Source organism: Bradyrhizobium sp. 23AC (assembly GCF_054863025.1).
In genome coordinates this window covers 192568-213277 of sequence record NZ_JAVAYN010000002.1, presented here as the reverse complement: position 1 = coordinate 213277, position 20710 = coordinate 192568, and the positions used below count along the sequence as shown (strand labels likewise).

Annotated in this window: 23 protein-coding genes and 1 tRNA gene; 15 read left to right on the top strand and 9 right to left on the bottom strand. The window is 62.9% G+C overall.

Annotation, left to right across the window (positions count from 1 at the left end; genetic code table 11):
• Positions 1 to 825: 825 nt before the first annotated feature.
• The 3 genes from RAD10_RS06175 to RAD10_RS06165 all read left to right on the top strand — a co-directional run bounded on the left by RAD10_RS06175 (position 826) and on the right by RAD10_RS06165 (position 2587).
• Positions 826 to 1110, top strand: a complete 285-nt coding sequence (locus tag RAD10_RS06175) for a type II toxin-antitoxin system RelE/ParE family toxin (protein WP_461616742.1) — start codon at positions 826 to 828, stop codon at positions 1108 to 1110.
• 39 nt (positions 1111 to 1149) lie between these two features.
• Complete coding sequence (locus RAD10_RS06170) at positions 1150 to 1446, top strand: HigA family addiction module antitoxin (protein WP_338311475.1); 297 nt, start codon at positions 1150 to 1152, stop codon at positions 1444 to 1446.
• Between the two features lie 118 nt (positions 1447 to 1564).
• A complete protein-coding gene (locus RAD10_RS06165) occupies positions 1565 to 2587 on the top strand; it encodes an alpha/beta hydrolase (protein ID WP_461616741.1) in 1023 nt (340 codons plus the stop codon).
• Between the two features lie 173 nt (positions 2588 to 2760).
• Here the strand turns inward: RAD10_RS06165 and RAD10_RS06160 are convergent, their stop codons facing one another.
• Positions 2761 to 3762, bottom strand: a complete 1002-nt coding sequence (locus tag RAD10_RS06160) for an NADP-dependent oxidoreductase (protein ID WP_461616740.1) — start codon at positions 3760 to 3762, stop codon at positions 2761 to 2763.
• Between the two features lie 71 nt (positions 3763 to 3833).
• Positions 3834 to 4694: an oxidoreductase gene (locus RAD10_RS06155; RefSeq protein ID WP_461616739.1), complete on the bottom strand. Its 861-nt coding sequence runs from the start codon at positions 4692 to 4694 to the stop codon at positions 3834 to 3836.
• Between the two features lie 36 nt (positions 4695 to 4730).
• Here RAD10_RS06155 and RAD10_RS06150 point away from each other — a divergent pair, with 36 nt between their 5' ends.
• The 3 genes from RAD10_RS06150 (at position 4731) to RAD10_RS06140 (ending at position 6861) form a co-directional block, all read left to right on the top strand.
• Positions 4731 to 5357 (top strand): TetR/AcrR family transcriptional regulator, encoded by a 627-nt coding sequence (locus RAD10_RS06150; RefSeq protein ID WP_461616738.1) that lies wholly within the window; start codon positions 4731 to 4733, stop codon positions 5355 to 5357.
• A 431-nt stretch (positions 5358 to 5788) separates the two neighbouring features.
• Positions 5789 to 6259: an aminoacyl-tRNA deacylase gene (locus RAD10_RS06145; protein ID WP_461616737.1), complete on the top strand. Its 471-nt coding sequence runs from the start codon at positions 5789 to 5791 to the stop codon at positions 6257 to 6259.
• A gap of 182 nt (positions 6260 to 6441) precedes the next feature.
• The gene (locus RAD10_RS06140) at positions 6442 to 6861 is read left to right on the top strand and encodes a CBS domain-containing protein (RefSeq protein ID WP_092303260.1); all 420 of its coding nucleotides are present in this window, start codon (positions 6442 to 6444) and stop codon (positions 6859 to 6861) included.
• 337 nt (positions 6862 to 7198) lie between these two features.
• Here the strand turns inward: RAD10_RS06140 and RAD10_RS06135 are convergent.
• Together RAD10_RS06135 and RAD10_RS06130 are read right to left on the bottom strand one after the other, a co-directional pair.
• Positions 7199 to 7273: transfer RNA gene (locus tag RAD10_RS06135), tRNA-Glu, on the bottom strand.
• 57 nt (positions 7274 to 7330) lie between these two features.
• Positions 7331 to 7675, bottom strand: coding sequence for a hypothetical protein (locus RAD10_RS06130; protein WP_028140457.1), 345 nt, complete (start codon positions 7673 to 7675; stop codon positions 7331 to 7333).
• Between RAD10_RS06130 and RAD10_RS06125 the strand changes: the two genes are divergently transcribed.
• The 3 genes from RAD10_RS06125 (at position 7674) to RAD10_RS06115 (ending at position 10538) form a co-directional block, all read left to right on the top strand.
• Positions 7674 to 8681: an RluA family pseudouridine synthase gene (locus tag RAD10_RS06125; protein ID WP_461616736.1), complete on the top strand. Its 1008-nt coding sequence runs from the start codon at positions 7674 to 7676 to the stop codon at positions 8679 to 8681. The genes RAD10_RS06130 and RAD10_RS06125 overlap by 2 nt on opposite strands.
• A gap of 217 nt (positions 8682 to 8898) precedes the next feature.
• Positions 8899 to 9798 (top strand): RNA polymerase sigma factor RpoH, encoded by a 900-nt coding sequence (gene rpoH / locus RAD10_RS06120; protein ID WP_018318222.1) that lies wholly within the window; start codon positions 8899 to 8901, stop codon positions 9796 to 9798.
• A 398-nt stretch (positions 9799 to 10196) separates the two neighbouring features.
• Positions 10197 to 10538 (top strand): hypothetical protein, encoded by a 342-nt coding sequence (locus RAD10_RS06115; protein ID WP_461616735.1) that lies wholly within the window; start codon positions 10197 to 10199, stop codon positions 10536 to 10538.
• Here the strand turns inward: RAD10_RS06115 and RAD10_RS06110 are convergent.
• The 4 genes from RAD10_RS06110 to RAD10_RS06095 form a co-directional block, all read right to left on the bottom strand.
• On the bottom strand, positions 10535 to 11173 hold the full coding sequence (locus RAD10_RS06110) for a peptidoglycan recognition protein family protein (RefSeq protein ID WP_461616734.1): 639 nt from the start codon (positions 11171 to 11173) through the stop codon (positions 10535 to 10537). The two genes, RAD10_RS06115 and RAD10_RS06110, sit on opposite strands and share 4 nt — an antisense overlap.
• 33 nt (positions 11174 to 11206) lie before the next feature.
• Positions 11207 to 12418, bottom strand: coding sequence for a GGDEF domain-containing protein (locus RAD10_RS06105; protein WP_038971079.1), 1212 nt, complete (start codon positions 12416 to 12418; stop codon positions 11207 to 11209).
• A 623-nt stretch (positions 12419 to 13041) separates the two neighbouring features.
• Positions 13042 to 13653, bottom strand: a complete 612-nt coding sequence (locus RAD10_RS06100) for a LysE family translocator (RefSeq protein WP_461616733.1) — start codon at positions 13651 to 13653, stop codon at positions 13042 to 13044.
• A 118-nt stretch (positions 13654 to 13771) separates the two neighbouring features.
• Positions 13772 to 14146, bottom strand: a complete 375-nt coding sequence (locus RAD10_RS06095) for a response regulator (RefSeq protein ID WP_018318227.1) — start codon at positions 14144 to 14146, stop codon at positions 13772 to 13774.
• Positions 14147 to 14267: 121 nt separating this feature from the next.
• Here RAD10_RS06095 and RAD10_RS06090 point away from each other — a divergent pair, with 121 nt between their 5' ends.
• On the top strand, positions 14268 to 15098 hold the full coding sequence (locus RAD10_RS06090) for an SDR family NAD(P)-dependent oxidoreductase (protein WP_461616732.1): 831 nt from the start codon (positions 14268 to 14270) through the stop codon (positions 15096 to 15098).
• A gap of 142 nt (positions 15099 to 15240) precedes the next feature.
• On the opposite strand, the gene RAD10_RS06085 is transcribed toward RAD10_RS06090, so the two are convergent.
• Complete coding sequence (locus RAD10_RS06085; protein WP_461616731.1) at positions 15241 to 16047, bottom strand: lytic murein transglycosylase; 807 nt, start codon at positions 16045 to 16047, stop codon at positions 15241 to 15243.
• Positions 16048 to 16357: 310 nt separating this feature from the next.
• On the opposite strand from RAD10_RS06085, the gene RAD10_RS06080 reads away from it, so the two are divergent.
• The 5 genes from RAD10_RS06080 to RAD10_RS06060 all read left to right on the top strand — a co-directional run bounded on the left by RAD10_RS06080 (position 16358) and on the right by RAD10_RS06060 (position 20588).
• Positions 16358 to 17299: an OmpA family protein gene (locus tag RAD10_RS06080; protein WP_461616730.1), complete on the top strand. Its 942-nt coding sequence runs from the start codon at positions 16358 to 16360 to the stop codon at positions 17297 to 17299.
• A gap of 118 nt (positions 17300 to 17417) precedes the next feature.
• Positions 17418 to 17759 carry a hypothetical protein gene (locus RAD10_RS06075; protein ID WP_461616729.1) on the top strand — a complete coding sequence of 114 codons (342 nt, stop codon included), beginning with the start codon at positions 17418 to 17420 and terminating at the stop codon, positions 17757 to 17759.
• A 543-nt stretch (positions 17760 to 18302) separates the two neighbouring features.
• Positions 18303 to 18539, top strand: coding sequence for a hypothetical protein (locus RAD10_RS06070; protein ID WP_018318231.1), 237 nt, complete (start codon positions 18303 to 18305; stop codon positions 18537 to 18539).
• Between the two features lie 350 nt (positions 18540 to 18889).
• On the top strand, positions 18890 to 19858 hold the full coding sequence (locus tag RAD10_RS06065) for a pentapeptide repeat-containing protein (protein WP_461616728.1): 969 nt from the start codon (positions 18890 to 18892) through the stop codon (positions 19856 to 19858).
• Complete coding sequence (locus tag RAD10_RS06060) at positions 19848 to 20588, top strand: hypothetical protein (RefSeq protein WP_461616727.1); 741 nt, start codon at positions 19848 to 19850, stop codon at positions 20586 to 20588. Before RAD10_RS06065 ends, RAD10_RS06060 begins: the two co-directional genes overlap by 11 nt.
• Positions 20589 to 20710: the final 122 nt, after the last annotated feature.

The window sequence follows — 20710 nt, the reverse complement described above, 5'->3', positions numbered from 1 at the left end:
ACGTCGAAATCGCATCAAGGCAGATTCCGGAAGCGACGACCACCTCCACTGAAGCCGACGCAGCATGCTCGCACGGAAGGTCATTTGGCAGGCAACCCGCGGACGCGCGCTCGCGTCCTCGCGGCATGTTTTGCCCGAGTGATGCTGCTCTCCTCACCCTCTCGAAAGAAAGGGCGCAGGGAAGGCCGGGCGCCGGCTGGCACCCGTAAAGGCCCCCGTGCTGAACAGATTGCACACGCAATGCACAGGGGAGACACAGGGCAGCCGAAACCAGGCCTTCCCTGCGCGATGGTCTGACGGCCAATATGCCGCGCTCTCCCCGGAGACGAGTTCCTTCTTGCCTCCGTCACCTCCGCGAAATTCAGGCCATCACGTCGGTTAACGCGATGATGCCTTCGCGAAAGGCTTGACCGTAGCAACGACGGCCAGGACCACACGGTTTTGCCGTACGCAGGCCATCCGGCTTCGCCAAGAGGCTCCGCCGGACATGGGCGCCGTTCGTCTTCGCAGGTCACGCGAGCTCACGAGGTTCTCTCGCCCTGCACGCGCAAGCTCCGCCTTAACGCCGCCCGCGTCCACCGCAACTCCCAGCCCGCGCTCGAAACGACGTACGACCGCCCCTTTGGTGGGCTGGGATGGCCGACACATACGACAAATCCGAATTTCGGTAAAGTGGAATATTTTTGCCAAGAAGGGTTGACAAAGCTGCTGGCTATTCTGCCCGCACCTCAAGCCCCATCGACTGCTCGGTACGGCCCCATCATACGTATCTTGTCGAGATACGAAGGCCCTTGAAATACGTATCCCATTGAGATACGTATTTCAATGATCAGGAGCTTCAAGGGGAAGTTCGCCGAGGCGATCCTTCAGGACCGCACGATCCCGAAAGGTTTTCCGGCAGACCTGGCAAAGGTCGCACGCCGAAAACTCGTCGTGGTGGACGCCGCCGACTTTCTCGATGCCCTGAGATCGCCTCCCGGCAACCGCCTCGAAGCTCTCAAGGGCGATTTGGCGGGCAAGCACTCGATCCGCATCAACGATCAATGGCGGATCGTGTTCAGATGGACGGAGGCAGGCCCGGAAGACGTCGAGATCAGGGACTATCATTAGTCCGACAGGCCGATTGTGGCCGACCAAAGGAGTTCGCAGATGGCAAGGAAACTTCCGCCGATTCATCCGGGCGAAATCCTACGGGAAGAATTTCTCGTTCCGCTGAAGTTGACGCCCTACGCGGTCGCGGCGGCTCTGAACGTGCCGCGCACTCGGATCGAGCGCCTTGCGCGCGAAGAAAAGCCCGTCACGGCCGACACTGCGCTGCGGCTCGGAAAGTTCTTCAAGACAGGCGCCGCGTTCTGGATGAACATTCAGACCCGCTTCGACCTCGAAACGGCAGAGGACGTGCTCGCACCTCAGATCAAGAAAATTACGTCCTACGAGGCCGTTTGAGAGTGCGCCATGACTTCGAATCGGCCGCGAAGCTGCTCCGCCGTCTTCTCGCCTGCATTGTCATTCAGTGAGCTAGGCGGGGCGGCGTGAAGGTGGGCAAAGTTCCCAAGGGTTCCCAGTGATCGTCCGACGTCCTCTGCAACGCGACTCCCGTCATTCCGTTTCGCGCCGCGCTTTCCTCGGCGGACTTATGTCGGGAAGTGCCCTCGCGCTCGGCGGATGCGCCGGCCTGGGTGCGACCGGCGCGCGCTTCGACGCTTCATCGCTCTCCGTTGACCCGACAGTGCTTGTCACCACCACGCGCAAGCCCGTCAACGGTGCCCGTGCCAAACCCTGGTTTGGGCCGGAACGCGCGACGGCCATGACGGTCGCGCGGGCCAGGCTGGTGGCCCCGGACGAGAGCCGCCTGTCCCTCGCCTCGGTTGGAATTGGCGATTGGCGCCTTGATCGGGTCGAACCGGTGCCGGCTGACGCCGGTGATCTTGCGGCGCAGGCCGGGACAGGAGACGTGCTGATCTATGTGCACGGCTTCAAGCAGACATTCGAGACGGCCGTGCTGGACGGCGCCCATCTCTCCGATGGCATCAAGTTCCGCGGCCGGACGATGGTGTTCTCCTGGCCCTCCAAGGCCGGACTGTTCGACTATGCCTATGACCGCGACAGCGCGATGTGGTCGCGCGACGATTTCGAACGCGTACTCTCTGCGCTCGTGTCGGCGCCAAGCGCCGGCCGCGTGCACATCGTCGCCCACAGCATGGGAACCATGCTGACGCTCGAAAGCCTGCGTCAGCTCCATGCGCGATATGGCGACACCGTGACGAGCAAGATCGGCGCGGTCGTGTTTGCCGCGCCTGATATCGACATGGACGTGTTCTCGTCGGCGATCCAGCGCATCGGTCCGCTGGCCGGCAAGATCACCGTGATCGCCGCGACCAACGACCGCGCACTCGCGCTGTCGGGCCAGATCGCAGGTGGAATGACCAGGGTCGGCGCCGCCGAAAAGGCCGTCATCGCCCGGCTCGGCGTGCGCGTGGTCGATGCCTCCCAGGAAGGCTGGGGCATCATCAACCACGATCTGTTCCTGTCGAATTCGGAGGTGCAGAAGGTGATCCGCCGCGCGATCGACGGCACGACGGCGTGAGAGAGTGGCTGCCCCGAGCCATGCGTGAAGCTGGCTCCTGAGCATAATCGTCGCGGCTACGAGGGAAGGCGGCCGAGTTCTGGGGTGGCCGACGAAATGGCGCTCCCCACGCCCTTCCGAAACACCACGATGTTGGACTCGGTATGGAGGTTTTGTTAGCCAGAATTGGCGCTTCAGCTCATCTGGACAACGACCTTCCCCTTGGCTCGCCCCTTTTCGAGATACGCCAGCGCCGCCTTCGCCTGTTCGAACGGAAATACCTTGTCGATCACCGGCCGGATGCGCTCGGCCTTGAGAAGCTCGCCGATCTCGGCGAGTTGGCTACCATCGGGATGCACGAACAGGAATGAATATTCCGCGCCAATCTTGCCGGCATGGCGAATGATCTTGCGACTCAGCAATCTGAACAGGAACACCATGAAGAAGTTCATCCCTCGGGTGCGCGCGAACGCGGCGTCCGGTGGCCCGATGAGCGAGGCTATCGTGCTACCCGGCTTCAGGATCCGAAGCGATTTTTCGAGCGCATCGCCCCTGACCGTGCCTAGCACGGCGTCGTAGTCCCGCAGCACGTCCTCGAATTGCTGTGTCTTGTAGTCGACCACCTCGTCAGCCCCGAGGCTGCGCACCAGATCGACATTTCCTGTGCTGGTCGTCGTTCCCACCCGGGCTCCGAGATACGTCGCGAGCTGGATCGCAAAGGTGCCGATCCCGCCGGCGCCCGCGGGGATGAACACCTTCTGATGGGGCTTGAGACGCATGCGCTCCTTGAGCGCTTGCCACGATGTCAGGCCGACCATCGGGATCGAGGCCGCTTGCACGAAGTCCAGATTTGGCGGCTTGAGCGCGGCGGCATCCTCCGGCACGCGCGCGAATTCGGCGAGAGCGCCGGTTCCGAAATCGAAGATGCTGGCAAAGACGGCATCGCCCGGCTTGAAGCGAGTCACGCTGCTTCCGACCTCGACGACGACGCCTGCAAGATCACTGCCCAGCGTTGCCGGCAGCTGAAACTTGAGGATTGGCTTGAACGTTCCTTTCGGAATCATGTTGTCGATCGGGTTCAAGCCCGCGGCGTGAACCTGGACCAGAATCTCGTTCGGCTTGGGCGTCGGCCGGGGAATTTCAGCCAATGCGACCTGATCCGACTTGCCGTAACGTTTGAAGACAAGAGCTTTCATCTTCCCTCTCGGTCCGAAGGTTTTTTTGCAGTCGCGGCGGCAAGAGGCCGCGCGTACGCCGGTTGTTGCCGTCAGAAGGCCCGGGCGGTGCGGGCGGGCTGCGATCCCGGCCGCACATCAAGACGCAGGTCTTTTCGTACGCCGGCATCCACCAAGCCGGCTGGCGCAAATCGCCGCAAGAATCGTAGGCGCTTCGCGAGGCTGCCAGCCGCGTACCGGACTTGCGGCCGCATCGCGCTCGCCGCCTTCAGCACGGTCTCGGCCACTACGGCCGGATGTTCGGCCGTTGCCATCACCTCGTTCACCCTCTTGGTCACGCCCGCGCGCGCCTCGCGATATTCATCTAGCTTGGCATCGGGCTCCAGGAAGTTCGCGTCGAACGGCGTCTTGGTGTACGCGGGCTCAATCACCGAGACCCGAATGCCTCTCGTGCGCAGTTCATGGTCGAGCGACTCCGAGTAGCCGGCCACCGCGTGCTTGGTTGCGGCATAGAGCGCGCCATACGGCATCGGTAGAAAGCCAAGCACGGAGCCGATGTTGATGATGCGGCCACTCCCCTGCCGTCGCATGTGTGGCACGACGGTCCGCGTCATCCGGATCAGCCCGAAGAAGTTCGTGTCGAAGATCGCTCGTGCCTGATCCATCGAGCTTTCTTCCGCTCCCGCAGGGGCAACACCAAAGCCGGCATTGTTCACGAGCAGGTCGATGCGGCCCTCGCGCCGTATCACTTCGCTGACTGCTGCTTCTACCGATGCATCGCTGGTCACGTCGAGGGACAGCATCTCGAACGGATGCTTGCCGGCCTGCGTGCCGCCCCGCCTGCTGGTGCCAAACACGTTATAGCCGGCGTTCGCAAGCCGTTCCGCCGTGGCCTGTCCGATGCCTGACGAGGCGCCGGTCACCAGCGCGATCCTCGGTTCAATCCTGTTCATAAGCCTCTCCGGCGCTACCACTGGGCTAGAAATATTTTGATTACGATCGTAACTATTGATATAAATGACGATCGTAATTATAATTGTCAAGCCCGTGATCGAGGACTAGCGAACATGCGCGTTTCAAAAGAACAGGCGGCGAAGAATCGCGAGCGCATCCTCGATACCGCCTCACGCCTGATGCGAGAGCGCGGCATCTCCGGCGTGGGTGTCGATGCTCTTGCCGAGGCGGCCGGGCTGACACACGGCAGCCTGTACAGTCAGTTCGGTTCCAAGGAACGGCTCGTCGAAGAAGCGGTGGCCTACGCGATCGCGGCCAAGGCGCAGGAATTGCCCGAGGCCTTTGCTCTCAACGATTATGTTTCGGACTACCTCTCGCCGGCCCATCGCGACGATCCGGCAAGCGGCTGCCCCTTTGCCGCCCTGGCTTGCGAGATCTCACGCCAGAGCAGCGGCGCAAGAGAGCGCTTCACGGCCGGCGTGCGGGGCGCGATAGCTTTCCTGAGCGGCCGAATGGCCTCTTCGCTGAAGCCACGGCAGAGTAGGGACAAGGCGCTCGCTGCCACCGCCTCCCTGGTCGGCGCCTTGGTCCTCGCCCGGGCGGTGAACGATCCCAAGCTGTCGGACGATATACTTCGCGCGACGAGGAATTCGCTATCGTGACGGGCACCCAATTCACCGGTATTCGGAGCTGCGAATGCAGCAGCTGCCACTGATTGCATTTCCATCGGAGGCGAGATGGTCTGCCTCGCCTCGCGCAATCATCAAGGAATTACAGTGGCAGTGCACTTAAGCGGATTTCCATTAAGAGCCAGCTCTCCGATCGAGTAGCGAACGATGGAGCGAATTGAGTGCACTGTCACCGTAATTGCGCGCACGCTCGCTGCGGCTCCGAGGGAAAAACGGCCGATTTTGGGTGCCAGTCTCGACCCAAATGGCGCTCCAGGCAGAAGAAAACCGCGAACGCTGAATTGCAGCTTGCGGATGGAAGACCTATGTTGGGTCTCTAGTCAGGCAGCCGCCCATCGTATGGCGAGAGTCTGCAGGGTCGACCTCGCGGTGGATGGTTTGCATTCCGCATCGGAGGTGATGCCATGGCCGTTGCTCCCACGCTCCAGAAATACCTCGCCGCTGAGAACATCCAGTACGAGGTGATCCCGCACGAACTCAGCATGACGTCCGCTCGAACGGCCGAGGCATGCCATATCTCGGGCGACCGCCTCGCCAAGGGCATCGTGTTGCGGCGCGACGGCGGATACATGCTGGCCATCTTGCCCGCATCGCATCACCTCCGCCTGTCAGACCTGAGGACAAGCCTCGGCGACAATGTCCACATGGCCAATGAAACCGAGGTCAATCAGCTGTTCAGCGACTGTGCACACGGTGCGGTTCCCGCTGTCGGCAAATGCTACGGATTGGACATGATCGTCGACGACAGCATCGAGGCACAGCCAGACATCTACATGGAAGCCGGCGATCATGAGACGCTGCTCCATATGGGTCACGCGCAGTTTGCGCGCCTGACGGCCAACGCACCGCACGGGCGCTTCAGCGCGCATGACTGAGGATTTTGTAGACCGCCCATTGCCGTTGCGATCTTGGGCGGGAGCTCTGGCCGCGAGGTCGCCGTCATGCTGTTCCGCAGGTGGCGGCGAGAGCGTCTGCGCTTGTCTGGTCGGAGTTCGGAAGATTGGGGGTGCCGCTGCATTGCATCAACGCACTTGAAACCCACGAACGGAGGCTCGCCATGAAAGTCAAAGACGTGATGCACAAGGGTGTCGATTGGGTCAGCCCCAACACCCCAATCACCGAGCTTGCCAAACTGATGCGGGCGCATGACATCGGCTGCATTCCGATTGGCGAGGATGACAAGCTGGTCGGAATGGTGACCGACCGCGATATCGTCTGCAAAGGGCTTGCGAGCCACAGCTTCGATGCCGGCCGCGCGACGGCGCGCGACGTGATGACCGAGGGCATCCATTGCTGCCGCGACGACGATGACCTCGCCAAGGCGATGCATCACATGGAGAAGCTGCAGGTCCGCAGGCTGCCGGTGATCAACAAGAGCAAGCGGATGGTCGGCATCATCAGCCTGGGCGACGTCGGCCATTCCGCGTCCGGTGATATGCTCACCGAGACCGTCAGGAGTGTTTCGGCGCATCACTGAACTTGCGGCCAGGACTTACGGCCAGGACTTGCGGCCAGGACTTGCGGCCAAGACTTGCGGCCAAGACTTGCGGCCAAGGCTCCTCTCGCGATCGCCGCTCAAACAGGCGTTGAGGGGAGCCCGAGCCACGCGCTCGTCATGCAACCATCGCGCGGCACAGAAGCGACGGCGCGGTGTGGCTTACTTTGCGCCGGAGTGAATGCTAGGGCGGGTTCACTCGATCGCTTCATCAGCGTCGACGCTGCGGCGCGCAACCCATGACCAAGCGAGATCGCGCGGCCGGACCGGGCCGCCGTCGGATGGGGTCGCAGCAAAAAGTCGAGGAATATCGCGGATTTGGCGCTCCCTAGGGGAATCGAACCCCTGTTTCAGCCTTGAGAGGGCCGCGTCCTAACCGCTAGACGAAGGGAGCGTGAGGGCTAGCCAATAGCCTCGAAATTTGTCCGCCGCAAGGACCCCGAGGAGCCTTTTACGGCTCATTGGCGAATTTCAGCCGTCCGGCCGGCTTGAGGGTATGGGCGTCGAAGGTGCGGATCTCGATGACACCGCCGACATCCAGGCTGACCACGAGGCGGTCGCCGGCGAGGCCGGTGGAGACGATTTTGGCGCCCTTCGGCAGGATGGCGGTGACGTCACTGGCCGCCTCGGCCGCCCTTCCCTCGGACTTGAAAAGACGGTAGCCCACCGCGATCAGCACGGCGCAGATCGCCAGCGCCGTGGTCAACCCCGCGATCAGCATCATCCGCCGCACCCGCGCGAACAGCGCGGCCTGCTCGGGGCTCGGTTCGGGAACAGCGGTATCAGTCGTCGTCATGGAAAATTTTGGCTCTGCGCAAAGGTTGGAGGTTGTCGTCGACGGCAACGAGGGCTCGGCCCGGCTCGACCGCGTGCTGGCGGCCCACCTCACCGACCTGTCGCGATCGAGGCTGAAAGCCCTGATCCTGGCGGGCGCGGTGAGCCTTAAGGCCTCCGCGGTCCGCGACCCCGCTTATCACGTCACATCCGGCGATACGATCACAATCGACGTGCCGGAAGCGGCCGCGCCGGAGCCGAAGGGGGAGGACATCGCCCTCGATATCGTGTTCGAGGACGATGACATCGTCGTCCTCAACAAGCCGAAGGGGCTGGTGGTGCACCCCGCGGCCGGCCACGAGACCGGCACGCTGGTGAACGCGCTGATCGCCCATTGCGGCTCTTCGTTGTCGGGCATCGGCGGGGTGCGCCGGCCTGGCATCGTGCACCGACTCGACAAGGACACCACAGGGCTGATGGTGGTCGCCAAGAACGACCTCGCCCATGCCTCGCTGACCGCGCAATTCGCCGACCACGGCCGCACCGGTGCGATGCGCCGCGGCTACATGGCCTTCGCCTGGGGCGTCCCTGGCCGCCATCGCGGCACCGTCGATGCGCCGATCGACCGCCATCCGCATGCACGCGAGAAGATGGCGGTGCGCCAGGGCGGCCGCGAGGCGGTGACGCATTGGGAGATCCTGGAGAGTTTTAACGGACGCGACGGCAAGCCGATCGCGACACTGCTGGCCTGCGAGCTCGAGACCGGGCGCACCCACCAGATCCGCGTCCACCTCGCCCATGTCGGTCATCCCCTGATGGGCGATGCCGTCTATGGCCCGCATTTCAAGACCAAGGCGAACCAGCTGGTGCGCTCGTCGCAGGCCGCTCTGACTGCGCTTGGGCGGCAAGCCCTGCATGCGTATTTGCTGGTATTGGAGCACCCGAGGACCGGAGAATTACTCCACTGGGAGGCGCCTTTGCCGGAGGATTTGCTTCTCCTTCAGAGCGCCCTGAAAGCGGCGGTATGACGCAGGCCCTTTAAGAAAAGCGTTACATTACAAAAGATTATAGCTGCCACACGGGGTCGTGACGTCAGCAATCCTTCCCTTTTTGCCCCCCCATGGGGTATATTGCGCCTGCGTTGGAAATGACCAACGGAACATCGCAGCTACGGCCGGCTTTAACACAGCGGTCGTCTGCCTGGCCCGCCGCTATCGGGGGCCTGAACCTTTGGAGGGCTTCAGTATGGCCCGTACCGCTGCTTTGCCGGTCCTCAATGGAGAATCCGGCCTTTCCCGTTACCTCGCCGAGATCCGCAAGTTCCCGATGCTGGAACCCCAGCAGGAATACATGCTCGCCAAGCGTTGGCGCGAGCATGACGATCGCGACGCGGCGCACCAACTCGTCACCAGTCATCTCCGGCTCGTGGCCAAGATCGCCATGGGCTATCGCGGCTACGGCCTGCCGATCTCCGAGGTCGTCTCGGAAGGCAATGTCGGCCTGATGCAGGCGGTGAAACGTTTCGAACCCGAGAAGGGGTTCCGTCTCGCCACCTACGCGATGTGGTGGATCAAGGCGTCGATTCAAGAGTACATTCTGCGTTCCTGGTCGCTCGTGAAGATGGGCACCACCGCGAACCAGAAGAAGCTGTTCTTCAACCTGCGCAAGGCGAAGAGCAAGATCAACGCGCTGGACGAGGGCGATCTGCGCCCCGACCAGGTGAAGATCATTGCCAAGCGCCTCGGCGTCACCGATCAGGACGTGATCGACATGAACCGCCGCCTCGGTGGCGACGCGTCGCTCAACGCACCGATCCGCGACGACGGCGAAGCCGGCGAATGGCAGGACTGGCTGGTCGACAATACGCCCAACCAGGAAGCCATGCTGGCCGAGCACGAGGAGTATGACGAACGCCGTGACGCGCTGAACGGTGCCATGGGCGTGCTCAACCCGCGCGAACGTCGCATCTTCGAGGCTCGCCGCCTCGCCGATGAGCCGATGACGCTGGAAGACCTCGCTGCCGAGTTCGGCGTGTCGCGCGAGCGCGTCCGCCAGATCGAGGTCCGCGCCTTCGAGAAGGTGCAGTCCGCGGTCAAGGGCACGATCGCAAGGGCCGAACAGGCCGCGCTGGAAGCCGCGCACTAAGCGGGGCGTTTCCGCGGTAAGAGATTGGCGGATCGAAAGAGACAGAAAGCCGGCGGCAACGCCGGCTTTTTTGTTGGGGCCGGCGCATGGTTGATCGACGCGAGGCGCAGCTCCGCAGGCGCTGTCATGCCACGGCTTGACCGGGGCATCCAGTACGCCGCAGCTCCCGTAGCGGCAGCGAGATCTTCAACGCAAGCCTCTGGAATACTGGATCGCCCGGTTGAACCGGGCGATGACAGTGGTGGTTGTGGCTGCAGTGGGCGCGCTGCCTTGCCAAGGGAGACGGCCATCACAGTCCGCTCCTCTCGTCCGACGTAGAACCAAGCCCGGCCTTGAACCCGCGCCGCCGCTCGACCGACCCAAATGATCGGACCGACAGCCTCGATAGGACGCACCCCGTGTCGATCATCCTGCAATCCACCGTCGGTGGCTTCTCTCCCCAGTTCATGCGCAAGCTGCCGCTGGTCGAGCAGGCGATGCGCGAGCATGGGCTGGAGCCGTCGGAGTTCGTGATCTCCAAGGACTATGCCTCGACCGCGACGATCCCGCTCATGGGGCCGTTCTTCTTCAGTTACAGCGTGTTCTTCGGCGAGGAGACATTCACCGTCACCGAACCGAACGACATGGTGTTCCTGGATTACTTCTTCAAACGCGTGCTGGCTGTCGATGATCCGCCGGAATTGCCGCAGCGGCCGGGATTGATGCGACGGTTCTTCGGTTGGATGGCGCAGGCGGTTTAACGCCTCCCGTCACTCCCCCACATCCTCGCCAGCGTTGCGAGCCAGCAGCCCTCGCAATAGCGCGCGTCCTTGTAGTCGATCCAGTTGTGGGCATAGACGCGGTCGATCGGGATGTCGTAGCGCGCGCGCAGGACCTGAACGAGCACGCGCCACGCTGCGACCTGCGCGTCGGTGGGGCCGGTCGCGACGTCGGGATAATTGCCGGCGAACTCGACGCCGATGGAATTGTCGCGCACGACCTGGCGATAGGTCGCGCTGTTGTCGATGTACTTGTTGTCGTGGCGGTTGGCGCCGTCGCCATGGGTCGGCACCAGGTTTTCCGCGACCGCCCAATAGACCGTGCCGTCGGTCTCCACCCACACGGTGACGCCGCGCCGCGTCGGGGTCTTCGCTTGCGCTTGCGCACCGCCGCGCGCCGAGCCCGCCGGCCCTTCGGTCTGGTGCACGATGATGTTGCGCCAGGGTGTTGCGCTCCGGACGTCACCCCATGGCGCCAGCCAGACCATCTTCAGGCCGGGAATGTCGGGCGTGCCGGAGGCGCGTGCGAGCTTTGCGAGCTCGGCATCCTCGGCAGCGGCGGGGGCGATCAGAAAGAAAGCGGCCAGAACGGCCGCGAGCAGGCGAGCGATCATCATGCGGGTCCAACAGAGACCAAACCTAGCATGGCCTCAGGCGAAATGGCGCGCGGTCTCGCCCCGGCCGATCGGCTCAGGCGAGAGCGGCGGCGACGGATCGTAGACGGCAAAATCGTTCTTGCCGTTCTTCTTGGCGGCATAGAGGGCGTGGTCGGCATTGGCCATCAGGCGATCCGGGAATTCCCCGATGCCGCGATCCCACTGCGCGACGCCGATCGAGATCGCGATCGGGATCTCGCTGCCGGTGCAGGCCTCGGCGTCCTGACGGCAGACCTCGAGCACGCGCCGGGCGATCGCGGCGGCCTCGCGCAAGGACGAGGACGGCAGCACGACGCAGAACTCGTCGCCACCGGTGCGGGCCAGCATGTCGCCGGGCCGCAACCGCGTCTGCGCCATCAGTGTGAAGTGCTGCAGACAGGCATCGCCGGCGGCATGGCCGTGGGTGTCGTTGATGGTCTTGAAGCCGTCGAGATCGATCACCAGCAGCGAGAACGGCGCGCCGCTACGCTCCGAGCGGGCGCATTCCTCGGTCAGGCGCTGCAACAGATGCCGCCGGTTGGCGACGCCGGTGAGATCGTCGAGCAGCGCGAGATCGGCGACCTCGCCCCGCAGCCGGTCCATCGCCATCAGCAGGAAGCCGAAATTGAGCGTCATCGACAGGAACAGCAGCCCCAGCACCATGACGGCATGGGTCTGGCCGCCGGCCTTCGCCGAGAGATCGTGGCCGAGCAGATTGCCGATCGTGCGGGCAATGAGGATCGCGATGATGGTGAGGATGACGATGCCGGACAGCCGCGCGCCCGGGCTGACGCGCCCTTCCGGCGGCGACAGCAGCAGGCGCAGCGCCAGCACCAGAGGCAGGGCCTGACCGAGCGTGTAGCTGAGCATGCGCAGCTGCATGTGCTCGAAGCCGACCATGAAGACCACGACGCCGGCAAGGCTCAAGCCTCCCGTAGCCGTCATGAGGCGCCAAGAGACCGGCCGGCCATAGAAGCGCTCAATGCCCATCGCGGCGAGGCAGCTCGCGGCGATGACGCCGGCCGCGCCGAGCAGAAGGGGCAGAGGAGAGGCCACGAACAGGCGGACCAGCGCCGTCATCGCCCCGATCGCGCCGACGAAGGACGATGCCATCCAGAACCGCGCGGCGGCGAATTTCGGATAGGAGCGCGTCACGTAGGCCCAGATCACGCCGAGCGCCAGGAAGTTGACGACGAAGACGGTCCAGAGCGTCGGTACGTTCAGCATGACGCGCGCGGCATGCGCAGCGTCGCGCCCCCCGTCCCTGGCAGCCGTCCGTCCATGACCCATCCCCGTTTTCTTGCGGAGAAGAATGCGGCCTTCGCGCTTAATGGAGTCTCACCGCGTTCCGGCAAAACGCGCCTTTGGTTTTGGATTCATGAACGGCGCCGCTCCGTTGTCGGATCGTTAGGGATGTCGGCGGCGACGCTGCTTCGATGCCGCGATGCGGATTCGCGCACCAAAATCACCCGAAAATGCATCTGAGCTGTGGATAACGCGATGACACGGATGTGACAGCGCGGGGCAGGAAGGCGCGAATCTGCTGAGCTTGTCATCGAGGATGTTGCGAGGCTGGCCCTCCGCCGAGCATCCCTCGTGTCGCGTTCCACCATTAACCCTTAAGAGGATCCTATGGCTAAGAAAGCGAAGAAGGCGACGAAGAAGAAGGCGAAGAAGGCCAAGAAGGCGAAGAAGAAGTAACGAGGCTTCTGTTTCTTTGCCCGGGTGGAGCCTCGCTCCGCCCGGGCTTCGGGTCAGCGTTGAGAGAGTGAAGGTGGCGGGCGCGAGGCCCGCTTTTTTATTGGGTGTTCTCCCTCGCTCCGTTCCTACGGGGAGAGTTGAAGAAGAAGCTACCTTTCCGCGAGGGCCAGCTTGGCGCCGAGCGCGGCGAAACCGGCGGCGAAGCTGCGGCGCAGCCAGGCCATGACGCGCGGGCGGGAGATGACGTGCTCGCGCACCGAAGCGGCGCAGAGGCCGTAGACCACGAACACCGCAAGCGTCATCGCCATGAAGGCGCCGCTCAACTCCAGCATGCGCGCCAGCACATGGGCCTCGTCCGCGGCAATGAACTGCGGCAGGAAGGCGAGGAAGAAGATCGACAGTTTTGGATTGAGGATGTTGATCAGAAAGCCGGTCACGATGACGCGGCCGACCGAACGCTCGCGGATCTCGCCCTCGACCGCCAGCGCCCCTTGTTCGCGCAGCGCCTGCCAGGACATGTAGAGCAGATAGAGCACCCCGCCCCATTTCAGCGCGGCAAAGGCGAGCGCGCTGGTGTGGAGCACGGCGGCGAGCCCGAGCATCGCCGCTATCATGTGCGGCACGATCCCAAGCGTGCAGCCGAAGGCGGCCGCCAGGCTGGCGCGCGAGCCGCGCGTCAGCGCCGCAGCCAGCGTGTAGAGCACGCCGGTGCCAGGGGACGCGACGACGATGAGCGAGGTGAGCAGGAAGGACCAGGTCATGGGCGGACGCTACCACCCGGCATCGCGGCGGGGAAGCCGGGCCTTGGGCCTTCAGTCTTGATCCGTCATCCCTGCGCCACGGCTTCGCCGTTGCGCAGGGATGACGGGTTGAGAACGCTCACGCCAGCTGCGCGAGCTCGGCTTCACGCAGCACGTCGAGCGGCGCCCAGGGTTTGGCCCAGAACTTTGCGCCGTCGGGCAAGGGCTGCATCAACGGACGGCCGGAGGTGACGACGACGTCGAGCTTGGGATTGCGGTCCTTGGCGACATGCGCGAGCTCGACGCCGTTCATGCGGCCCGCGAGCTGGACGTCGGTCATCATCAGGCAGAGCGCGCCGGCGCTCTTGTCGAGGACGCGCTCGGCGGCCTCGGCGCTTTCGCACTGGATCACCTGGTAGCCGCTCTCCTCCAGCAGCAGGCTCAGCATCTCCCGCTGCATGACGTCGTCTTCAACGATCAACGCAGTTGCACGAAATGGCTGTGCTTGTCCCATCGGCGTCTCCCAACGATCGCTTGCGTAACGTATGTTAAGGAGCCAATGCGCCTGCGGTTCAGTTCCATTCTGAAAAAATGTAAAGCATAGTTCCCGCAGCAGAGGCTTGACGGGGAACATCATGACAGCGATTCGCGGCGCCGCCGCAATCACGGGAGCCGCCAGCGGCATCGGACGCGCGCTGGCGATCGAGCTTGCACGGCGCGGCTGCGATCTTGCGCTGGCCGATCGCGACGAGGCCGGGCTGAAGACGCTCGCGGCCGAGATCGGTGAGGGCCGCAAGGTCAGCGTGCACCGCGTCGACGTCGGCGAGCCCGACGACATCGCGCAATTCGCGAACGAGGCGGCCTCCGCGCATCCCGCGCTCGGCATCGTCGTCAACAATGCCGGCGTCGCGCTGATGGGCTCATTCGAGGAGATCGACCATGCGCAGATGGACTGGCTGTTCGACATCAATTTCTGGGGCGTGGTGCACGGCACGCGCGCCTTCCTGCCGCATCTGAAGACAAGGCCGGAGGCGCACATCGTCAACCTCTCCTCGATCTTCGGCATCATCGCGCCGCCGGGGCAATCGGCCTATGCGGCGGCCAAATTCGCGGTGCGTGGCTTCTCCGAGAGCGTGCGGCACGAGCTCGCGGTGGCGGGCAGCCCGGTCAGGCTGTCGGTCGTGCATCCCGGCGGCGTCGCCACCGCCATCGCGCGCAACTCTCGCACCGGGGTCGGCGTCACCGACAATGCCCGCCGCGCGCAATCGATCGAGCGGTTCGAGACCGCGGCAAAGACCACGCCGAAAAACGCCGCGCTGCGCATCATCAGGGGTATCGAGAAGAACGAGCCCCGCATCCTGATCGGCAACGACGCCCGCTTCATGGACCTGTTGCAGCGCTTCCGCCCGGGAACGTATTGGGCGCCGCTGCAGCGGCGGCTGGAGAAGATGGCGAAGGGAACATGAGGTCGGGACGCGAAGGCGTTGCCTGGTCCCGGCTGTCGTAGGGTGGGCAAAGGCGCACTTGCGCCGTGCCCACGATCTCTTGCCGCCGACAGAAGTCGTGGGCACGCTACGCTTTGCCCACCCTACGAGACTGGGTATGTGGTCACTGCCCCGCCAGCCGATCGGCGAAATACCCGATCGTCTTGCGATACACCACCGCCCTGTTCCACTCGCGCATCGCCTCGAAATTGGCGGTGCCTTCGCCGTAGGGCTGACCCATCTTGAAGCCGCTGGTGTGGAGCAAATTCGCGGTCGAGGCGAGCACGTCGGGGACGCTGTGGCGGAGGTCGACATGGCCATCGCCGTCGAAATCGACGCCGTATTTGATGTAGGACGACGGCAGGAACTGGGTCTGGCCGATCTCGCCGGCAAAGGCGCCGATCAGGTCGCGCAGCGGCAGGTCGCCGCGCTGCACGATCTTCAGCGCGGCAAGCAGCTCGCCCTGGAACAGATCGGTGCGGCGGCAATCATGCGCGAGCGTTGCCAGCGTGCGGACCACCGGCATCTTGCCGATGTCGCCCTTGCCGAAATCGCTCTCCAGCCCCCAGATCGCGACCAGGATATAACGCGGCACGCCGAACTGCTGCTCGATGCGCGAGAGCAGCGCGGCGTGGCGCTGCAAGAGGGCGCGGCCGCCATTGATGCGGCCGGGGCCGACGCGGGTCGAGACATACTGCTCAAAACTCTTGTTGAACGTGTGGCGCTGGCGCCGGTCGAAGGCGAGCACCGCGCCATCGGGGGTGACGCCGCTGAGGGCCGCGTTGGTCACGCTGGCCGAGACGCCGGCTCCTTGCGCTTCCTGGGCCATGGTGGCGACGAAACTGTTGAAGTCCCCGCCGCAGCGCGCGGCCTGCGCCGACCCGCCGGCCAGACAAATGACGGACGCGGCGGCGAGAAGCAGTCTCAGCATGTGGAGCAATCCCCTTAAAAATCCTGGCTGCGAAGCAGCGTGCGGATCATGCCCGGGAAAGCAGCGAGCGTCAAAGCGCAAGGCTGGAAAGCACAAGGCTTGAAAGCGCAAGGCTTGATCCGCATCAAACTGTCTCACCGCTTGCAGCGAGCGGGAGGTCATCACCTCGCTCGGCCCTGCGCCGCGCGTGTTTTCCGGAACAATCGGATCGGGAATGCTCCGCCGGTTAGAACCGGCAGGACGGCGCGCGAGACTAACGTCTTGCGTCCCGTCCCCCGCAACCGACACCCGCAACCGACAGAGAGTGCCGATGTCCGCACCGCAGAAAATCCCGGGAATGCTCGTCCTTGCCGCCCTGCTCTTCCTGCACGCAATCCCCGTCTCCGCACAGACGCGCGACGTGGCGGGCGCGCGCGACTATCCCGGCATCGGCCGGTTCGCCGGCAGCGTCGTCACCGGCTATGTGGTGAAGGATTTTGACGCGACACGGATGCAGGCGGCAAGCTTCAGGGACGGCCAGCCGACCGATGCGCGGCGGCTCGAGGGCCGCATCGTCCGCATCGCCTATCGCACCAATCCCGGTCCCTCGATCCTGGAAGTGTCGCGCAATTTCGAGACGCAGCTCACCAAGGCCGGCTTCGAGACCTTGCTGGCCTGCGACACCGAGGCCTGCGGCGCCATCCCCTTCACCGAGAGCATCGACACGCTGCCGGTGCCGCAGATGTGGGTCGATGGCTTCAACTACCGCTATGTTGCCGGCCGCAAGGCCGAGGGCGGACGCGAGACCTATGCCAGCGTCATCGTCAGCCAGAACAACCAGGACATCACCGCACAGGTCACCGTCGCCGAGCTCGGGGCCATCGCGAACAAGATGGTCGACGCCGCCGCGATGGCGAAGGGTCTGGGTGAGACCGGCCACATCGCGCTCTACGGCATCTATTTCGACACCGACAAGGCGGTGCTGAAGCCGGAAAGCCGCCCGACGCTGGAGCAGATCGCAAAACTGCTCGCGAGCCAGCCGCAACTGAGCGTCTTCATCGTCGGCCACACCGACAGCCAGGGCGCCTATGAATACAATCTCGACCTCTCCAAGCGCCGCGCGGATGCGGTCGCAGCCGAGCTGGTGAAGAGCTTCCGGATCGCGCCGACGCGCCTGCGCACCGCCGGCGTCGGATTGCTGGCGCCGGTCGGCCCAAACGCGACGGACGCGGGCCGCGCGCTGAACCGGCGTGTGGAGCTGGTGGCGCCGTGAAACGTCGCGCGGAAGTTTGATGCGGGTCAACATCGGAGCTTGGACGGCGTGAGATGGATGCCGCAGACATCCTCTCTCTCGTCATTCCCGGGCGCGACAAAGTCTGAGGCAACCAGCCATGCCCGACCATCAGGACAAGCCGGCCCGCCCTGGCCTCCTCCGCATCCCCCTGTTCCGCCTGCTCGCCATCAACCTCGCGATCGGCGCCTGCGCCGCGACGCTCCTCGTCGGCGGGCTGCTCTGGCTCAACCCCGGACATCTGCGCGAGCTGATCTTCGCCGACAGTTCGCCCGGCATCGCGCTCGCGCTGCTGCTGGCATCCTTCCTCATCACCTTCGGCTCGGCTGCGATGGGCAGCGCGATCATGGCGCAGGGACTTAAAGGACACAACGGCAAGGGCGGCGGACACGGATCGCGGCTCGCCGTGCAGGTGACGGCGCGGCGCACGCGCGCGCATTGAGACATGAGCGGCGCCGATGGAACTCGCTTTTACAAATCGAGATCACACTGTCTGCACGCAGGCGGGAAGAGGTGCAGGCTGGCGCGCCTTCCGACACAGTGTGCCACTCGCGTTGCATCGCGGGGACCGGCAAGATGAACAAATTGGTTTGACGGTCCAAACAATTGCTTCGATGTGAATCGAAACCACGCGTCGCAACCATCGCATATCTGATCCGCTCGCTGCGACATCAACGCCGCCACGATTTGCCTTGCCATCGCAGGGCGCCTTCTATAGCCTTCTATTTTAGGTTGTCGCCCTGCCAGCCCCGGGCGACACTGAGACCAAAAATAAACGGCGGGCTTCGGCCCGCCGTTTATTGAGGCAAGGGTTGTTGAGCAAGGGTCCCCTCGAAGGGCCGCCGCAGATCGCAGGCAGGCGCCTGCCCCCTCCCCCGCAGCCGGATTTCGATCAGCCGCATTTAGTCCTGCGTTCGGGGCCGGACTGCCGTCGGTGATCGCCAAAGTCATTTGACTGCGGCCCTCCAATCGACGACAAGCCGCCATGGCCAAAAAACCCGGAACCAATCCCAAAGGCGAATTCGCCTTTTTCAACGTCTTCTATGAAGACGATTCCCAGCGCTCCAACCGCCGCGTGCCTAGCGAACTCCTCGGCGGCCTCGACGGTGACGAACCCGCCCGCGCCTTCATCATGGAGCAGGACCGCGAGATCGCGGAAAAGAGCGGCCGCCCGGCGCTCGAGATCAAGCGGATCGAGCGGGTCGGGGTGAAGAAGAAGTAGTATCAGCCCGACGCATCAGCACAGACAAAACGGCGGGCTTTCGGCCCGCCGTTTTCGTTTGGATGGATGCCCGGGTCAGCCCGGGTATGACGATCCGAATTTGTTGTCGAGGGACGACCGCAGCTTCCGCGACCGCGCCGGTGCTTCGGCTTGACGCACGCCCCACAGCAGTTCGCTTCAATCGTAACCCCTCGGCGAACTGAACGCATTCGCCCGAAGCGAACAGACTTCCGCGTGCCGCCTATGCGCACGCCTCGTTCCTGAAACTACCACAACTCAAAAACATCACGCACAATCCTTGCGCGAAAATAACCCATGAGCTACTTTTCAATTTTTGGGGATATTTTTCAATGCAGACGTTATTTGCCATTGCCGAAAAAATTCAGACGCCTCTATCGCTCTCGGCGTTAATGCTGCTCATCCTGTTCTACCTGTTCCGGATCATCTTTCAACGGCTGAGGCTAGAGCTGGTCCTTGGCCCGGAAATATACAAACTTCTGATGAGAGCGATGACCTATCTGTTCTCACTCGCCATCATTGCACTTGTCTTAGGGCTTCTATCTTACGCACTTACTGCACTCCTCAACCTTAGTTTAGACAAGCGAGCTGACGCCTTGCTGCAAGATCTTCAAGATTCGTCGCCGCTGGTGAGAATACCCGCAATCGACGGCTTAAAGGAAATGGCTGTATCGAGCAGTCCCCGTGCAGCAAGAACCTGCAATGCGCTGGCTACATTCGTGAGAGGTTTTGCCGCGACGTCCCTCTCGTCCCCATCCGAGCGACTGAGCGACGATATTCAACGCGCTGTGAAGACGCTTAGCGACCTGACTGCTGGTCAGAGCTGCGCAAAAATTGATCTGTCTGGGAGCGACCTTCGTCGTCTCCAATTGCCGGGAGGCAACCTGACAGAAGCAATTCTCACAAATGCAAGGTTTGACCAAGCAAACATGGTAGGCGCGAACTTGCGCGGCGCAAGATTGTCAGGCGCGGTATTTACAGAAGCAAAGGCCATGCGGACGGACTTTCAGTTCGCCAGGGTCCACGACGTCAAATGGCACAGGGCGGACATTAGCGGAGCCAATTTTACGTCCGCACAGGGACTGGCTGGGGCGGACCTCATGTCTGCGAGGATGGATAAAATCGTCCTAGATGACACCGACCTTTCGAGCACGAAGCTTTCTAACTATCCGATAACGGGCGGCTCTTATCGAAACGCGGACATTCGAAGGACGGACTTCAGCCAGGTATCGGGAATCTGCAGGAGCGAGCTCGGTCGCGCGCTCGGCCCTCCAATGAAGGAGCCAGCATATGTCTGCTAGTCACCTTTCGCGCCGGGATATCTGGCAAGCGATCATGCTGGGGGCTACGGCTGCACCGATCGTTCCGGACGATGTTATCGCTCAAGAAGCCGACGTCCACTGCTACCTCGCACAAAGTGGCCGCCTCGAAGATAACATGGTGATCGGCACGCTGATCGTCCGCGATACGATCGAATGCACCCGCAAGATTCAAGAGATACGGAAATCAACTAGCTACTTCCGAAAAACGCGCTTCAAGTCCACCGACCGGAAGAAGGAAGTTTTCTGTCGAAGTCTGATCGATCATCTCATCGATCAGACCGCAATCGTTTTTGTGGGCACAAACTTTTCTATCGGTCAACTAAGCGACAACGCCGAGGAAATCGACGTGCGCTATTTAGCCATCCACAAGCGTTTACTCGCGTCTCTAAGAATACCTAAGAATGCAAAGTTGACACTGCACATCAAGGATCATGGGGTCACCGACCCCAGGCTGTTCAAGAACAAGCTACGGGCTATTGAACCTTGGTATCCGCAAATCATTGATCGAACGTCCAACGACGCAGACTTGATGCAAATCGCAGGATATTTCACCGGGCTCGTTCGATACGAAAAAGGGACGCCGGAGAAGCGAAACAAAGTCAATGCAAGAATTGCCGACTACGCCATGGAAAGATTGCAGGTCGATGAATTCAGCGAGCTGAAGTTGGCACATCACCCGATCTTTCGAGTGCAACGGATCTCAGCTTAGGGGGAGGAGGTGGCGGCAATCAGCACAGGTCGCATAGCCACCGAATTGCTGATTACCGCCTCGGATAAACTTGCATGCGATCCAGAGTTCGTCAATCGAAGTCCCCAAAATAAGACGGCGGA

What these genes read in the sequence shown, in the direction of transcription:
- RAD10_RS06160 (WP_461616740.1), bottom strand. Translation starts at nt 3,762, where the DNA reads ATGAAAGCTCTTGTCTTCAAACGTTACGGCAAGTCGGATCAGGTCGCA.
- RAD10_RS06125 (WP_461616736.1), top strand. Translation starts at nt 7,674, where the DNA reads ATGGAAAATTTTGGCTCTGCGCAAAGGTTGGAGGTTGTCGTCGACGGC.
- RAD10_RS06170 (WP_338311475.1), top strand. Translation starts at nt 1,150, where the DNA reads ATGGCAAGGAAACTTCCGCCGATTCATCCGGGCGAAATCCTACGGGAA.
- RAD10_RS06110 (WP_461616734.1), bottom strand. Translation starts at nt 11,173, where the DNA reads ATGATGATCGCTCGCCTGCTCGCGGCCGTTCTGGCCGCTTTCTTTCTG.
- RAD10_RS06130 (WP_028140457.1), bottom strand. Translation starts at nt 7,675, where the DNA reads ATGACGACGACTGATACCGCTGTTCCCGAACCGAGCCCCGAGCAGGCC.
- RAD10_RS06155 (WP_461616739.1), bottom strand. Translation starts at nt 4,694, where the DNA reads ATGAACAGGATTGAACCGAGGATCGCGCTGGTGACCGGCGCCTCGTCA.
- RAD10_RS06080 (WP_461616730.1), top strand. Translation starts at nt 16,358, where the DNA reads ATGTCCGCACCGCAGAAAATCCCGGGAATGCTCGTCCTTGCCGCCCTG.
- RAD10_RS06075 (WP_461616729.1), top strand. Translation starts at nt 17,418, where the DNA reads ATGCCCGACCATCAGGACAAGCCGGCCCGCCCTGGCCTCCTCCGCATC.
- RAD10_RS06085 (WP_461616731.1), bottom strand. Translation starts at nt 16,047, where the DNA reads ATGCTGAGACTGCTTCTCGCCGCCGCGTCCGTCATTTGTCTGGCCGGC.
- RAD10_RS06175 (WP_461616742.1), top strand. Translation starts at nt 826, where the DNA reads ATGATCAGGAGCTTCAAGGGGAAGTTCGCCGAGGCGATCCTTCAGGAC.
- RAD10_RS06100 (WP_461616733.1), bottom strand. Translation starts at nt 13,653, where the DNA reads ATGACCTGGTCCTTCCTGCTCACCTCGCTCATCGTCGTCGCGTCCCCT.
- RAD10_RS06095 (WP_018318227.1), bottom strand. Translation starts at nt 14,146, where the DNA reads ATGGGACAAGCACAGCCATTTCGTGCAACTGCGTTGATCGTTGAAGAC.
- RAD10_RS06145 (WP_461616737.1), top strand. Translation starts at nt 5,789, where the DNA reads ATGGCCGTTGCTCCCACGCTCCAGAAATACCTCGCCGCTGAGAACATC.
- RAD10_RS06065 (WP_461616728.1), top strand. Translation starts at nt 18,890, where the DNA reads ATGCAGACGTTATTTGCCATTGCCGAAAAAATTCAGACGCCTCTATCG.
- RAD10_RS06060 (WP_461616727.1), top strand. Translation starts at nt 19,848, where the DNA reads ATGTCTGCTAGTCACCTTTCGCGCCGGGATATCTGGCAAGCGATCATG.
- RAD10_RS06140 (WP_092303260.1), top strand. Translation starts at nt 6,442, where the DNA reads ATGAAAGTCAAAGACGTGATGCACAAGGGTGTCGATTGGGTCAGCCCC.
- RAD10_RS06105 (WP_038971079.1), bottom strand. Translation starts at nt 12,418, where the DNA reads ATGCTGAACGTACCGACGCTCTGGACCGTCTTCGTCGTCAACTTCCTG.
- RAD10_RS06070 (WP_018318231.1), top strand. Translation starts at nt 18,303, where the DNA reads ATGGCCAAAAAACCCGGAACCAATCCCAAAGGCGAATTCGCCTTTTTC.
- RAD10_RS06090 (WP_461616732.1), top strand. Translation starts at nt 14,268, where the DNA reads ATGACAGCGATTCGCGGCGCCGCCGCAATCACGGGAGCCGCCAGCGGC.
- rpoH (WP_018318222.1), top strand. Translation starts at nt 8,899, where the DNA reads ATGGCCCGTACCGCTGCTTTGCCGGTCCTCAATGGAGAATCCGGCCTT.